This is a genomic window from Micromonospora sp. AKA38, from assembly GCF_027925725.1.
Classification (GTDB): domain Bacteria; phylum Actinomycetota; class Actinomycetes; order Mycobacteriales; family Micromonosporaceae; genus Micromonospora.
Map to the genome: position 1 here is coordinate 617,673 of NZ_BNEI01000001.1, position 14,456 is coordinate 632,128.

At 74.0% G+C, this 14,456-nt stretch carries 10 protein-coding genes; 6 read left to right on the forward strand and 4 right to left on the reverse strand.

Going from position 1 to position 14,456, the window contains the following annotated elements; translation table 11 throughout:
- Positions 1-28 precede the first annotated feature (28 nt).
- On the forward strand, positions 29-1,021 hold the full coding sequence (gene tilS / locus TPA0908_RS02930) for a tRNA lysidine(34) synthetase TilS (protein ID WP_281934361.1): 993 nt from the start codon (positions 29-31) through the stop codon (positions 1,019-1,021).
- A gap of 41 nt (positions 1,022-1,062) precedes the next feature.
- Here tilS and TPA0908_RS02935 read toward each other — a convergent pair whose 3' ends face one another.
- Entirely contained in the window at positions 1,063-2,049 is a 987-nt protein-coding gene (locus TPA0908_RS02935; protein ID WP_107159542.1) for a GlxA family transcriptional regulator, read from the reverse strand.
- 150 nt (positions 2,050-2,199) lie between these two features.
- On the opposite strand from TPA0908_RS02935, the gene TPA0908_RS02940 reads away from it, so the two are divergent.
- The 4 genes from TPA0908_RS02940 (at position 2,200) to folE (ending at position 6,101) form a co-directional block, all read left to right on the forward strand.
- Complete coding sequence (locus TPA0908_RS02940) at positions 2,200-2,337, forward strand: hypothetical protein (RefSeq protein ID WP_199199870.1); 138 nt, start codon at positions 2,200-2,202, stop codon at positions 2,335-2,337.
- A gap of 99 nt (positions 2,338-2,436) precedes the next feature.
- Positions 2,437-3,012, forward strand: a complete 576-nt coding sequence (gene hpt, locus TPA0908_RS02945) for a hypoxanthine phosphoribosyltransferase (protein ID WP_281934365.1) — start codon at positions 2,437-2,439, stop codon at positions 3,010-3,012.
- A 381-nt stretch (positions 3,013-3,393) separates the two neighbouring features.
- A complete protein-coding gene (ftsH, locus tag TPA0908_RS02950; protein ID WP_281934368.1) occupies positions 3,394-5,400 on the forward strand; it encodes an ATP-dependent zinc metalloprotease FtsH in 2,007 nt (668 codons plus the stop codon).
- Between the two features lie 83 nt (positions 5,401-5,483).
- Positions 5,484-6,101 (forward strand): GTP cyclohydrolase I FolE, encoded by a 618-nt coding sequence (folE, locus tag TPA0908_RS02955; RefSeq protein WP_107159537.1) that lies wholly within the window; start codon positions 5,484-5,486, stop codon positions 6,099-6,101.
- 51 nt (positions 6,102-6,152) lie between these two features.
- Here folE and TPA0908_RS02960 read toward each other — a convergent pair whose 3' ends face one another.
- The 3 genes from TPA0908_RS02960 to TPA0908_RS02970 all read right to left on the reverse strand — a co-directional run bounded on the left by TPA0908_RS02960 (position 6,153) and on the right by TPA0908_RS02970 (position 10,498).
- Positions 6,153-6,854, reverse strand: coding sequence for a hypothetical protein (locus tag TPA0908_RS02960; protein ID WP_281934371.1), 702 nt, complete (start codon positions 6,852-6,854; stop codon positions 6,153-6,155).
- Positions 6,851-9,373, reverse strand: coding sequence for an FtsK/SpoIIIE domain-containing protein (locus tag TPA0908_RS02965; RefSeq protein WP_281934373.1), 2,523 nt, complete (start codon positions 9,371-9,373; stop codon positions 6,851-6,853). The genes TPA0908_RS02960 and TPA0908_RS02965 overlap by 4 nt, the downstream gene beginning before the upstream one ends.
- A gap of 126 nt (positions 9,374-9,499) precedes the next feature.
- A complete protein-coding gene (locus tag TPA0908_RS02970) occupies positions 9,500-10,498 on the reverse strand; it encodes a TrmB family transcriptional regulator (protein ID WP_281934374.1) in 999 nt (332 codons plus the stop codon).
- 142 nt (positions 10,499-10,640) lie between these two features.
- Between TPA0908_RS02970 and TPA0908_RS02975 the strand changes: the two genes are divergently transcribed.
- Positions 10,641-14,330 carry a S8 family serine peptidase gene (locus TPA0908_RS02975; RefSeq protein ID WP_281934376.1) on the forward strand — a complete coding sequence of 1,230 codons (3,690 nt, stop codon included), beginning with the start codon at positions 10,641-10,643 and terminating at the stop codon, positions 14,328-14,330.
- Positions 14,331-14,456 lie beyond the last annotated feature (126 nt).

Sequence of the window (14,456 nt, forward strand, 5' to 3'; positions counted from 1 at the left end):
ACCGGCCGCGCCGGCTCTCCGGCCACCGGTGAGCCCGGCGCCGTCAGTGGCCGTCGTGCGGCTCGCCGTACGCCGGCTGCTGACCGACCTGCCCGGGCCCGGACCGGTGCTGGTGGCCTGCTCCGGCGGGGCCGACTCGCTGGCGCTCGCCGCGGCCACCGCGTTCGTGGCGCACCGGCTCGGCCGCGCGGCCGGCCTGGTGACCGTCGACCACGGCCTGCAGGCCGGTTCGCCCGAGCGGGCCGCCGCGGTCGCCGGCTGGGCCCGCGCGGCCGGGTTCGACCCGGTCGAGGTGGTTGCGGTACGGGTGGCCGGGCGCGACGGCGGTCCCGAGGCAGCCGCCCGGGAGGCCCGCTACGAGGCGCTTGTCGCCGCCGCCCGGCGGCACGACGCGGCCGGGGTGCTGCTCGGGCACACCCGGGACGACCAGGCGGAGACCGTGCTGCTCGCGCTGGCCCGGGGCGCCGGGCCACGCGGGCTGTCCGGGATGCCGGAGCGGCGCGAGCGGGACGGGGTGCCGCTGCTGCGCCCGCTGCTCGACGTGCCCCGGTCCGACACCCGGGCCGCCTGCGCCGCGCTCGGCCTGGCGGCGTGGGCCGACCCGCACAACACCGATCCCGCGTACGCCCGGGCGCGGGTCCGGGCCGACGCGTTGCCGGCGCTCGTCGACGCGCTCGGGCCGGGCGTGGTGGCGAACCTGGCCCGGACCGCGCGCCTGCTCGCGGCGGACACCGCCGCGCTCGACGCGCTGGCCGGCGACGCGCTCGCCGACGTCCGGTCCGCCGGTGGCGGGCTCTCGGTCGACGGGCTGGTCGCGTTGCCGGCGGCGGTCCGCACCCGGGTGCTGCACGCCTGGGCGCGGGAGCTGGGCGCCGCGCCGGCCGCGCTGTCCCACCGGCACGTGGCGGCGCTGGACGCGCTGGTCACCGCCTGGCGTGGCCAGGGCCCGGTCCACCTGCCCGGCAACCACCAGGTGCACCGACGCACCGGCCGCCTGGTGCAAGGAGGGGCCCCCGCTTAACGCCTCCGGTATAGGCGGGGCCCCCGCTTAACACCAGGGGCTCAGGCGTCGGCGCGCTCGCGGAACGTGGTCCGGTACGCGTGCGGCGTGGTGCCGACCCGGCGGGTGAAGTGGTGCCTCAGTGCCGCCGCGTCACCGAAGCCGGCCCGGTCGGCGACGCTCTCCACGCTGAGTCGGGTGTCCTCCAGCAGCCGCCGGGCCAGCAGCACCCGCTGGTTGGTCAGCCAGTCGTGCGGCGTGGTGCCGGTCTCGGCGCGGAACCGGCGGGCGAACGTACGCGGGGCCATCCCGGCCCGGGCGGCCAGCTCGTCCACGGTCACGCCGCGGTCGAGGTGGCCCATCAGCCACTCCAGCACCGGTTCGAGCGTGGGCGCCTCCGGCGCCTTCGGGATCGGCGCCTCGACGTACTGCGCCTGGCCGCCGTCGCGGTGCGGCGGGACCACCATCCGCCGGGCCAGCCGGGTGGCGGTCGCCGAGCCGTGCTCCTGGCGGACCAGGTGCAGGCAGGCGTCGATCCCGGCGGCCGTGCCGGCGCTGGTGAGCAGCCGGCCGTCCTGGACGTAGAGCGAGTTGCAGCGGACCCGGGCCCGGGGATTGCGACGCTGCAACTCGTCGACGTAGAGCCAGTGGGTGGTGCACTCCCGGTCGTCCAGCAGGCCGGCCGCGCCGAGCACGAACGCGCCCGAGCAGACGCTCAGCACGTACGCCCCGCGGGCGGCGGCCCGACGCAGCGCCGCCGGCACGGCGGGCGGGATGGCCCGCAGGTCGTCCTCGCCGGGCACGGCGACGCCGCTGAAGTGCGCGGGGACCGCGACGAGGTCGGCGTCGTCGAGCGGGGCCAGGTCGGCGTGCGGCTGGAGGTGGAACCCGGACGAGGTGCGTACCGCCCCGCCGTCGGGCGAGCAGACCTGGAACCGGTAGGCGGGGAAGCCGTCGTCGGTGCGGTCGGTGCCGAACACCTCGGCGAACACGCCCAACTCGAACGTGGCCACCCGGTCCATCGCCAACACCGCCACCGAGCGCAACATGTGACGAGGGTAACCCGGCAGGTGGCAGGAAATCGATGCTCGCGGTCATTTCTGCCACTGTCCGGGTCGGACGGCGGGTCGCAGACTTGGTGGTGTCCGGTGCGCACCGGCGGCGAAAAGCGAACCAACCATGCGAAAGCGAGCGCCGCCATGACCGTCCTGCTGCTCCTGCTGTTCCTGCTCCTGCTGGCCGGCGCCAGCGCCCTCGGGTTCACCGCCGACACCCGCGACTCGGCCGACTGGAAGCCGACCGACGACGGGCGGCGCTGGCGCTCCCGTACCTGCTGAGGTGAATTGTTCCGTTCGCGCCGAAGATCCCCGGCGGGACCGCGCCAAAAGGGGCGGCCCCGCCGACGGCGACCATCCGGCGTACGGCAGGCTAGGAGCATGGCTGACGGCTCCTGGTACGACGCCGACATCGACCACGTGATCATCTCCGAGGCGCAGATCCGCGAGAAGACCGCGGAACTCGCCAAGCAGGTCTCGGCGGACTACGCGCACGTCGAGGACGGTCTCCTGCTCGTCTGCGTGCTCAAGGGCGCGGTCATGTTCATGGCCGACTTCGCCCGCGCGTTGGGCCGCCAGGGCCCGCCCGCCGAGCTGGAGTTCATGGCCGTCTCGTCGTACGGCCAGGGCACCACCTCGTCCGGGGTGGTCCGCATCCTCAAGGACCTGGACCGGGACATCGCCGGCCGGCACGTGGTGGTGGTCGAGGACATCGTCGACTCCGGCCTCACCCTGTCCTGGCTGCTGCGTTACCTGGAGTCGCGCTCCGCGGCCAGCGTCGAGGTGGTTGCCCTGTTCCGCAAGCCGGACGCGGTCAAGGTGCAGGTGCCGGTGAAGTACGTCGGCTTCGACATCCCGACCGAGTTCGTGGTCGGCTACGGGCTCGACTTCGGCGAGCGCTACCGCGAGGTGCCGTACGTCGGGGTGCTCAAGCCCGAGGTCTACGCGCGGGCCTGAGCGCCGCCGTCGAGCCGCTCGTCAGCGGACGTTCAGCGGGCTCTCAGTCTTTCGGTCTACGGTAGGGGCCGGTGACGTGGAGGCACTCTCCACGCCCGACCCTCCGAGCCGCGTGACCGTGCGGCATGGGCCGGTCGGGTGCGGAGCTCCCCGCCACGCCGGCTCAAACCCTGGTTCGCCGTACGCGTAAGTGCCGGGCTCGCAAGCTCACATCCGGCACGAACGGTGTACCGTCGAGTGACCGTGGTGCGGCAGTTCGCGCGCCCCGGGGGTCGGGCCGGCCCGCACGGCGGCCCCGGCCGCCGCCCGAGGCGGCGACACCATTCAGACGGTCAGGACGTCGATCAGGAGGATGCGGGCGCCTCGGTGCCCGACGACAGCATGGAACGTACGCGTTTCTTCCGCCGACCGGTGGTCTGGATCATCCTGGTCATCCTCGGCGCCGTTGTGCTCAGTCAACTGTTCACCGCTGGTCCGAGCTACCACCGGGTGGACACGTCCGTCGCGCTCGACCAGCTCAACAAGGGTGGTATCGAGAAGGTCGTCTTCCAGGACAAGGAGCAGACGCTCCAGCTCGACCTGAAGGACAAGGCCAAGTTCGACGACACCACCACCGACAAGATCGAGGCGCAGTTCCCGTACGAGGTCGGCGGCCAGGTCTGGAACCAGGTCCGCGAGGCCGAGGCGGCGGACCGGATCACCGGCCCGGTCGACACCAAGGTGTCGTCGGACAGCATCTGGGTCAGCCTGCTGGTCAATCTCCTCCCCATCGCGCTGCTCGTGCTCCTGCTGCTGTTCTTCATGTCGCAGATGCAGGGCGGCGGCTCGCGGGTGCTCAACTTCGGCAAGTCCAAGGCGAAGATGATCACCAAGGACACGCCGAAGACGACCTTCGCGGACGTGGCCGGGGCGGAAGAGGCCGTCGAGGAACTGCACGAGATCAAGGACTTCCTGCAGAACCCGGCGAAGTACCAGGCCCTGGGCGCCAAGATCCCGAAGGGCGTGCTGCTCTTCGGCCCGCCCGGTACCGGTAAGACGCTGCTGGCCCGCGCCGTGGCCGGTGAGGCCGGCGTGCCCTTCTACTCCATCTCCGGCTCCGACTTCGTCGAGATGTTCGTCGGTGTCGGCGCCAGCCGGGTCCGTGACCTGTTCGAGCAGGCCAAGTCGAACGCGCCGGCGATCGTCTTCGTCGACGAGATCGACGCGGTCGGCCGCCACCGTGGCGCCGGCATGGGCGGCGGCCACGACGAGCGGGAGCAGACGCTCAACCAGCTCCTGGTCGAGATGGACGGCTTCGACACCAAGGGCGGCGTCATCCTGATCGCCGCCACCAACCGGCCGGACATCCTCGACCCGGCGCTGCTGCGCCCGGGCCGGTTCGACAGGCAGATCCCGGTCGACGCCCCCGACATGGAGGGCCGCAAGGCCATCCTGCGGGTGCACGCCAAGGGCAAGCCGTTCACGCCCGACGTCGACCTCGACGCGGTGGCCCGGCGTACCCCGGGCTTCTCCGGCGCCGACCTGGCCAACGTGATCAACGAGTCCGCGCTGCTCACCGCGCGCAAGGAGCAGCGGGCGATCTCCAACGACTCGCTCGAGGAGTCGATCGACCGGGTGATCGCCGGCCCGCAGCGTCGCACCCGCGTGATGAGCGACCAGGAGAAGAAGATCACCGCGTACCACGAGGGTGGGCACGCGCTTGTCGCCTGGGCGCTGCCGCACGCCGCGCCGGTGCACAAGGTGACCATCCTGTCCCGGGGCCGGTCGCTGGGGCACACGCTGGTCCTCCCGACCGAGGACAAGTACACCCAGACCCGGGCCGAGATGATCGACACCCTGGCGTACGCGCTGGGCGGTCGGGCGGCCGAGGAACTCGTGTTCCACGAGCCGACCACCGGCGCCGGCAACGACATCGAGAAGGCCACCCAGTTGGCCCGCGCGATGATCACCCAGTACGGCATGAGCTCCAAGCTCGGTGCGATCAAGTACGGCACCAGCGGCGACGAGCCGTTCCTCGGCCGCAACATGGGCCACGAGCGGGACTACTCGGACTCGGTGGCCGCCGAGATCGACAGCGAGATGCGCGCGCTGATCGAGCTGGCGCACGACGAGGCCTGGGAGATCCTGGTGGAATACCGGGACGTGCTGGACACCATGGTCCTTGAGCTGATGGAGAAGGAGACCCTCTCCACCGCCGATATGGCGCGGATCGCCGCCCGGGTGGTCAAGCGCCCGCCGATGGCGCCCTATCACGGCTTCGGCAAGCGCCTGCCCTCCACCGAGCCGCCGGTGCTCACCCCGGCCGAGAAGGACGCGCTGCAGAAGCAGGCCACCGCCGACGGCATCTCGGTCGGCGGCGCCAGCAACAACTCGGACGGTTCGCACTGAGCACCGACCCGACGGCCGGCTCCCCTCACCGGGAGCCGGCCGTCTCCGCGACCGAGCCCGACGGGGACGACGCGCTCGACTACGTGGCCGCGCGCCTGATCAGCGGCAAGCTCACCGGCGGCCCGGTCGAGGACAGCGTCGACCTCGGCCGGATCGAGAAGGCGGTCCGGGAGATCCTCATCGCGGTCGGTGAAGACCCGGACCGGGACGGCCTCCAGCAGACACCGGCCCGGGTCGCCCGCGCGTACGCCGAACTCTTCGCCGGCCTGCGCGTCGACCCGGCGCAGGTGCTCCGCACCACCTTCGAGGCCAACCACGAGGAGTTGGTGCTCGTTCGGGACATCGACGTGATGAGCCTGTGCGAGCACCACCTGCTGCCGTTCCGGGGCAGCGCCCACATCGGCTACATCCCCGGGCCGGACGGCCGGATCACCGGCCTGTCCAAGCTGGCCCGACTGGTCGAGGTGTTCGCCCGCCGGCCGCAGGTGCAGGAGCGGCTCACGTCGCAGATCGCCGACCTGCTGATGTCCAGCCTCGCCCCGCGCGGCGTCATCGTGGTGCTCGAGTGCGAGCACATGTGCATGGCGATGCGCGGCATCCAGAAGTCCGGCGCCAAGACCATCACCTCGGCGGTCCGGGGCGGCCTCCAGAACGACGCCAAGTCGCGGGCCGAGGCGATGGCGCTGATCATGCACCGCTGACCCGACCGGCGTCCACGCTTCCCGGCGCGGCCGTGGTCGTCCCGGGGCCGGTCAGCCGGGCAGCATGGCCAGCAGCAGACCGGCGGCGGTGAGCACGGCCGGGACCAGGCAGACCAGCGCGCCGAACCGGGGCGTCCGGTCCACCCGGTCGGTCGGGCGCGGACGGAACACCCGCCCGACCGCCAGCCAACCCAGCATGAACGCCACCGCCGGCAGCGGCAGCCCCACCAGCAGCGCCAACACGGTCACCGGCCCGGCACCCGCGACCGCGTAGAGGACGAGCTGCAACAGCGGCACCACCAACGCCAACGGCCCGTACACCAGCAGGTTGCGCGGGCGGGCCGGCCAGCGGGCCAGCCGGGGCAGGCCGTGCGCGGCCAACGTGTCGTCCGCGGCGTCCGCCCAGCCGCCGGCAGCCCGCAGCGCCGCCAGCACGGCCGACGGCCCACCCGCCATCGACCGGGCCGCCTCGCTCACCTCCGGCGGCGTCGGGGCCAGCGAGATCGCCGGTACGCCCAGCTCCCGCAGCCGGGACTGCTGCGCGGCCAGCCGCTCGCGTACCCCGGTCAGCTCCTCGCGGGCCGCCGTCACCGACCGCGCCTGCTCCCCGGCGGCGGTCGCCGCCGCCCGGCGTACGCCGTCGAGCTGCCGCGCCGCCGCGACGTACTCCGCCCAGGCCGACTCGGCCGGGTCCACCGTCACCGTCGGATCACCCACGCGCGGCCCGGGAACCGCCGTCGGAGCCCCGCTCATCGGGCCGCCTCCCCGGTGCCGAACGGCACGAAGACCGTGCCCTGCTCCTCCGGGCCGTCCCACAGCACCGCGCGACCGGGCCTCGGATGCCACCACACCGGCCGGTCGAAGAGTCGCTCCAGCCGTCCACCCGGCACGTCGGTGACCGCCACGGCGGTGAGCTTGTCCACCTCGCCCCCGGGCCCGAGCAGCCCGGCCAGCGGCGCCGGGGTACGCCACCAGCCGAGCAGGTGCCGGCCGGCCGGCGGACCCTCCAACAGCAACGACCCCAGCAGCTCCGGCGGCAACTCGGCGGCGTCCGGCACGTCCAGCCCGAACACCACCAGGTAACCCGGCTCGTCCGCCTGGATGGCCGCGCGCAACCCGCCGGCGTCGACCGTCTCCACCCGGTGCCGCCCGGCCAGCTCGGCCGCCAGCACGCCGGCCGGCTCGGCCGACCCGTTCGCCAGCGGCGCCAGCACGAACCGCCCGGCGTCCGGATGCGCCGCCGCCGCGCTGCGCACGGCGGTGACCAGCAGCCGCTCGGCCTCCTCGTCCCCACCCAGCACCGCCAGGTTCCGGCCCGCGACCGGCCCGAGCGGCACCGCCACCGTGGTACGCCGCACGTCCACCGCGCGGCCCAGCAGCGCGGCCGGCGCATGCACCCGCCCGGCCAGCGCGGCCCGGTGCCGCGGATCGTTGGCGAGCAGTGGGCGGGCGTAGCCGGCGAACACCACCGGCGGAACCGCCGTCTCCGGCCGCGCCGACCACAGCCGCCGTCGCAGGTCGGCGAGGACGTCCGGATCCCCGTACGGGTCCGGGAAGCGGATCATCCGCTCGTGGCCGCGGGTCGCGCCACGCGGGCCACCGAGGCCCCCGGCCGTGTTCACCACCGCGCTGCCCACCGGCAGGCCGGCCGCCGAGTCGTTCGCCGGCTCCAGCACCGCCGAGCCGCCGGGCAGCGCCACCCGCACCGGGAACTGGCCGAGCAGCGGATCGCGTGGACCACCGATGCCCAGGTCACCCTCGCCGGCCAGGACCAGATGGATCCCGTACGCGCGGGCGACCCGGGCCAACGCGTCCAGCCGGGCCAGCAGGTCGGTGGCGAGCCGGTCCCGGTCGCACAGCACCAGCGGGAAGTTGTCGATCACACAGACGATCCGGGGCAGCGGTTGGTGCTGGCGCAGCTCGGCGTACCGCTGCCCGCCGGCCCGCCGGGACGCCTCCTCACGGCGGCGCGCCTCCGCCTCCAGCTCACCGAACAGGTCCGCGACGTACTCCCGGTCGGCGGCCATCCCGGCGGCGCGGACCTGCGGCACCCAGGAACGGTCCCGCTCGGTCTGGAGGAACTCCACGAAGGACTCCCCGTCGCCCAGGTCGGCCAGGTAGAACTCCAGCTCGTCCGGGCCGTACCGGGCGGCCAGCCCGAACAGCGTGTCGGTGAGGAAAGCCGAACGCCCGGCCTGCGACCGACCGCTCACCAGCCAGTGCGGGGTCAGCTCGGTGAACCCGAGACTCACCGGGCGCCCGGCCGCGTCACCGACCGTGGTGCTGAGGCCGTCGGCCGAACCGTCGGCCCAGAACCCGTCGGCCGGCAGCAGATCGGCCAGGGCCAGCCGCGAACCGTCCTCGATCTGCCGGGCCAGCCGCCGGCACACCTCCGCGACCAACTCGGCCGGCGGATCGTCGTCCAGGAACACCGGCGAGTTCAACCCGCCGGGCGCCTCGACGCCCGGGCCGCTGAAGCCGGCCGCCGGCGGGTCACCGACAAGCGCGTACGCGGTGCGGACGGTGATCGTGGTGGCCTGCGGCAGCGGCGGTCGGCCGGACCAGCCGGCCACCACCAGGTGCAGCCCCGTCCGGTGCCCCCGGGCGGCGAGTTCCTCGATTCGGGTCAGGTCGGAGGGCGTGGCACCGTCCGGCAGGGCGGCCAGCACGACCAGCAACGTACGGTCGTGTCCGCATTGCCGGGCGGTGCCGGCGGCCACCCACTGCTCGGCCTCGGCGAGCACCGCCCGCAGCCCCGCGACGTCGGTGGCGGGCGGCGGCAGCAGACCGGCATCGGCCAGCGCCACGAAGCCCGCGAAGGTGCCGGCCGGGTCGGTGCCGTCGACGGCCCGGGCCAGCAGCGCGCCGGCCGGGGTGGCGGCGAAGAGCCGCAGCAGGAGTGCCCGGAGCAGCCCGGCGACCCGCGGGTCGCGCGCGTCGGCGTCGACGGCCAGATGGCCGCTGTCGAGCAGGGGCACCAGCGCGGGGAACCGGGCATCGTCCAGCGGCGCGGCGGTGCCCACCCGGACCAGCGGCGGCGGGTGGTCACCGGGCGGCGTCGCCACGGCCAGTTCCTCCAGCGCCGTGCCGGCCCAGCCGGGCGCGGCGAGCGCCGCCGCGGTACGCAGCCGCTCGGCCAGCTCGTACTGCCGATGGTGGTCGGCGGGGGCGGGACGGATCTCGTCGAGGATGCCGGCGGCGGCGGTCGCGGCAGCCTCCGCCCGCCGGTGCAGGACGGCGGCCCGGCCGGCTCGCGCCTTAGGACTCGCCATCGCGTCCACCTCTCTTCCCGAGGCCGACCCCTGCTCCCCGAGCTGTGACGGTATCCCAGCCGGGACCCGTCCTCCGGGATGTCCGTCGGCGCTGCGCCGGTCTTTACCCCGGCGGTGCGTCTGTCCTTACCCTCGGCGGTGCCCCGACTCACCCGGGAGCCAGCCCAGTCGGAACGCCTGGTAGCCGAGCTGCATCCGGGTCTGCACCCGGGCGAGGTCCATCAGCCGACGGACCCGCCGCTGCACGGTCCGCAGCGAGGTCCGCAGGTGACTGGCCACCGCCTGGTCGGTCAGGCCGGTGAGCAGCAGGGTCAGGATCTGCACGTCCAGGTCGTCCACCCCCGAGCCGGCGAAGCCGTCGGCCGAGGCGGTGACCTCCATGGCCGTGGCCCACTCCAGCTCGAAGAGCGCGATGAGGGCGTCCAGCAGGCCGCTCTGGTGCACCAGCAGCGCCCCGGTGGTGGCCACGTCGGATGATCTGATCAGCGGCAGGAGGGCGATCTCGCGGTCCACGACGAACAGCTTCAGCGGCAGGCTGTCCGCGATCCGGATCTCCTCCCCGGCGTTGCGGGCCGCCACGATCCCGTCGATGTCGACGTCCTCGTCGAGCATCGCCCGCTCCAGCAGGACCCGGTAGCGCACGCCCCGGGCCACCGCGTCGTCCTCGGCGGTGTTCTCCGCGCCGCTGATGATCGCCACCGGTGCCTTGACGAAGGTCATCACCTCAGACTTGGCGCCGAGTTGAAGCTGCTCCAGCCGCTGCCGCAGGGCCGGGACCCCGATGATCACGTCGACCACCTCGGCGACGCCGCGCCCGGCGCTCGCTGCCCGGTACAGCTCGGCCAGCGAACCCAGCTCCAGCTCGGCCAGGCGCAGCTCGTTCTGCCGCTGCAACAGCAACGCGCCGAACGCGGTGCCCGGCGGGGAGGCCACGAACCGGGCGATGTCACCGACGCTGCGCGCGGCCAGACCCTTGCGTTCCAGCACGCCGAGGAGCCGGGCCGCCTCGTCCCGGTCACCGCCGACCCGGGGGGCCAAATCCCCCGGCCCGGCCGAGGGCATGGACACCAACGCCCGGTACGCCGTCGACTCCTCGCTGCTCAATCCCAGCACGTCCAGCACCATGTCACGCCTCCGCCGCCTCACCGGTGATCAAGTGTGGCGGCTTTGCGTCATGGAGGGAAGCCGCCGTGGTCGATCCGTTGCCCGGGCCACCGTCGACGGCGGATCGTCAGGCCGTCCCAGGTCTTCACCGAGAGGTCATTCGATGCCACGAAGTACCCGTCGCCTGCTCGCCGTCACCGTCGCGGCGGCGCTCGCCGCCGCGCCCGGAACCCCGGCCGCCGCCGGCAGCCAGCCCTCGGCGCCGACCCTCCCGGGCACCGCCGAGGCCACCGACACCCTCACCCTGGTCACCGGTGACGTCGTCCGGGTCACCCACCAGAGCGGTGGACCGGACGTGGTCACCGTCGACCAGAGCCACGGCTCGGTCGGCGGGGTGCACACCCAGACGATCGGCGACGATCTGTACGTCATCCCCGACGAGGCGCTGCCGTACCTCGCGGCCAACCGGCTCGACCGGGACCTGTTCAACGTCACCGAGCTGATCGAGGACGGCTTCGACGACGCGCACGCCGCCGAGCTGCCCCTGATCGCCACCTACACCGGCACCGCGACCGCCCGGTCCGCCCGCACCACCCCGGCGAAGGCCCGCAAGGTACGCGACCTGACCAGCATCGACGGCCTGGCGATCAGCACCGCCAAGAAGGACGCGCAGCCGTTCTGGCGATCCCTCGCCCCGACCGGCACGTCCGGCCGCTTCGCCGGCGGCGTCGGCAAGCTCTGGCTCGACGGCCGGGTCCACGTCGACCTGGCCGACAGCGTAGCCCAGGTGGGCGCGCCGCGGGCCTGGTCCACGGGGTACGACGGCAAGGGCACCACCGTCGCCGTGCTCGACACCGGCGTCGACGCCACCCACCCCGACCTCGCCGGGAAGGTCAAGGACGCGGTCTCCTTCGTGCCCGGTTCCGACACCGGCGACCGCCGCGGGCACGGCACCCACGTCGCCTCCACGGTGGCCGGCAGCGGCGCCGCCTCCGGGGGCGTCGAGAAAGGCGTCGCGCCCGGCGCCGACCTGGTGATCGGCAAGGTGCTCGACGACTCCGGCTCCGGCCTGGACTCGTGGATCATCGCCGGGATGGAGTGGGCCGCCCAGCACGCCAAGGTGGTCAACATGAGCCTCGGCTCGCAGGAGCCGAGCGACGGCACCGACCCGATGGCACAGGCCGTCGAACGGCTCACCGCCCAGACCGGCGCGCTCTTCGTCATCGCCGCCGGCAACACCTACGGCGAGTCGACCATCGGCAGCCCCGGCGCCGCCGACGCCGCGCTCACCGTCGCCGCCGTGGACGGCAGGGACGTCCGCGCCGCGTTCTCCAGCCAGGGCCCCCGGTCCGGTGACAACGGCCTCAAGCCGGACCTCTCCGCACCCGGCGTGCAGATCCTCGCCGCCCGCGCCGCGCAGAGCTCCGGCACCGGCAGCTACGTGAAGATGAGCGGCACCTCGATGGCCACCCCGCACGTGGCCGGAGCCGCCGCCATCGTCGCCGCGAAGCACCCGGACTGGCCGGCCGCCCGCATCAAGGACAGCCTCATGTCGGCGTCGAAGCAGCTCGCCGGCACCACCCCGTACCAGGTGGGCGCCGGTCGGCTGGACGTGCCGGCCGCCCTCGGCGACGTGCAGGCCACCGGCGCCGCCGACCTCGGCTTCTACGACTGGCCGCACGACGGCGACCAGCCCGTCAGCCGCACCCTCACGTACGCCAACAGCGGCACCGAGGCGGTCACCCTCGACCTCGCGGCGACCATGACCGGGCCGGACGGCAAGCCCGCCGCGCTCGCCGCGGTCTCCCCGGCGCGGGTCACCCTGCCGGCCGGGGGCACCGCCACCGCGACCGTCACCGCCGACGCGGACGACGCCCCGGCCACCGGCAAGTACGCCGGTGCCGTGGTCGCCACCGACACCACCGGCACCGTCCGCGCGCACACCGCGCTCGGCCTGGTCAAGGAGGACGAGCGGTACCAGCTCACGATCACCGCCGAGGGTCGCGACGGCAAGCCGGCCGGCGGCTACGTGACCGTCTACCGGTACGGCGACCAGGCCATCCGCACGATCGCCCTGGACCCGGCCACCGGGACCGCCACGGCACTGCGCCTCCCGCCCGGCGAGTACAACGTGACGAGTTGGCTGCCGGTCTCCGGCGACGGCGGGCCCGACTCCGCCGGCATGGCCCTGCTGGGCACCCCGAGCCTGAAGCTCGACGCCGACCGGACCGTGGACCTGGACGCCCGGCAGGCGCACAAGGTGGCCGCCACCACGCCCCGACCGAGCGAGGACGCCTACCGCCGGGTGCAGTACTTCCGCGACTCCGGCATCGGCGGCCAGTACGGCGTCTTCGCCAACACCTACGCCGTGCCGTCCGCCATCGATGACGTCTACGTCGCACCGACCGGGAAGATCAGTGGCGGCACCTTCGAGTTCGCCGTCCGGTGGAGCCGCGAGGTCGACCACCTGAAGTTGGCCGGACACACCCCGGCCGCCGTCCAGCTGGACCCGCGCTACCAGGCCGGCTCGACCCGGCTCGACGGCAAGGTCGACCTCGCCGCCGTGTACGCCGGCAACGGCACCGACTACCAGGGCCTCGACGTCAAGGGCAAGGCCGTGCTGGTGACCCGGGACGACGCCGTGTCCCCCGCCCAGCGGGCCGCCGCCGCGAACGCGGCCGGAGCCGCCCTGCTGGTCGTGGTCAACGACCGGCCCGGCGCGTACTACGCCGCAGCCGGCGGGACGAACCTGCCGGTGGTGTCGCTGACCCGGGCCGAGGGTGAGCGCGTGCGCGCGGCGGCCCAGGCCGGCACCCTGCGCCTGCGCGGCGTCGCCGTCGCATTCAGCCCGTACGTCTACGACCTGGTCCGGGCCTGGCCGGGCGAGGTACCGACCGACCCGACGTACGCGCCGGCCGCCAAGGAACTGGCCCGGGTGGACCAGAACTTCCACGCCGGCACCCCGGCGATCGCCTTCGAACAGCGGGCCGACTGCCGCTCCTACCACTGGCCGCCATGCCTCGGCGTCGACCAGCCGGTGGCGGCCCCGTCCACCCGGGTCGACTACCTGTCCACGCAGGAAGGCACCAGCTGGTACCAGAAGGCTCTCCTGATGCCCGGCTGGGAGCAGCGCTACAACCAGGTCACCTACCGGCCCGGTCAGCACGTGGCGCGGAAGTGGTTCGCCCCGGTCACCCGCCCGCGGCTCGGCCCCGGTTTCTGGTACCCGTACCGCAACGGCAACGTCTTCGCCGTCAACGTCCCGCCGGCCGGTGGCGACACCGACATCACCGGCTCGATCGACGACGGAGTCAGCACCGTCCGTTCCCGGCTCTACCAGAACGGCAAGCTGATCGGTCGGGAGCAGCCCGCGCAGGCCGTCCAGGTGGCGGCGCCGGTGGTCTCCGGCAGCGCCGACTACCGGTTCGAGCAGGAGACCACCCGGCCCGCCGACCCCTGGGTCACCTCCACCCGAACCCGCAGCGTCTGGGGCTTCCGGGCCACCCAGGCCGACGACCGGGTGCTGCTGCCGCTGGTCCAGCTCGACTACCGGGTCGACACCGACCTGACCGGGTCGGTGCGGGCCGGCAGCCAGCAGAAGATCAGCCTGGCCGCCTCGCACGTGGCCGGGGTCGTGGGTGCCGGGAAGATCGCCGGTGCCACTCTCAGCGTCTCCTACGACGACGGCGCGACCTGGCAGCCGGTCAGGCTGACGGCGGCCGGAGCGGGCACCTGGAACGCCACCCTCCGGTACCCGCGCACCAGCGGATTCGTCTCGCTGAAGGCCACCGCCTCCGACGACGCCGGCAACACGGTGGAGCAGGAGGTCGTCCGGGCGTACCGGATCTCCTGACGCGACACCGTCCCGCCGGACCCCCGCGGGCACGACACGACCGCCCGGCACGGACCCCACCAGGTCCGCGCCGGGCGGCGTCCGCCCGGCGGTTCGCCACGATCCGCCAGTTCTGAGGCATTGGGT

Bases quoted from the DNA above. Each gene is read 5' to 3' on its own strand.
- hpt (WP_281934365.1), top strand. From the start codon at position 2,437: ATGGCTGACGGCTCCTGGTACGACGCCGACATCGACCACGTGATCATC.
- ftsH (WP_281934368.1), top strand. From the start codon at position 3,394: ATGGAACGTACGCGTTTCTTCCGCCGACCGGTGGTCTGGATCATCCTG.
- TPA0908_RS02940 (WP_199199870.1), top strand. From the start codon at position 2,200: ATGACCGTCCTGCTGCTCCTGCTGTTCCTGCTCCTGCTGGCCGGCGCC.
- TPA0908_RS02975 (WP_281934376.1), top strand. From the start codon at position 10,641: ATGCCACGAAGTACCCGTCGCCTGCTCGCCGTCACCGTCGCGGCGGCG.
- TPA0908_RS02965 (WP_281934373.1), bottom strand. From the start codon at position 9,373: ATGGCGAGTCCTAAGGCGCGAGCCGGCCGGGCCGCCGTCCTGCACCGG.
- TPA0908_RS02970 (WP_281934374.1), bottom strand. From the start codon at position 10,498: ATGGTGCTGGACGTGCTGGGATTGAGCAGCGAGGAGTCGACGGCGTAC.
- TPA0908_RS02935 (WP_107159542.1), bottom strand. From the start codon at position 2,049: ATGTTGCGCTCGGTGGCGGTGTTGGCGATGGACCGGGTGGCCACGTTC.
- TPA0908_RS02960 (WP_281934371.1), bottom strand. From the start codon at position 6,854: ATGAGCGGGGCTCCGACGGCGGTTCCCGGGCCGCGCGTGGGTGATCCG.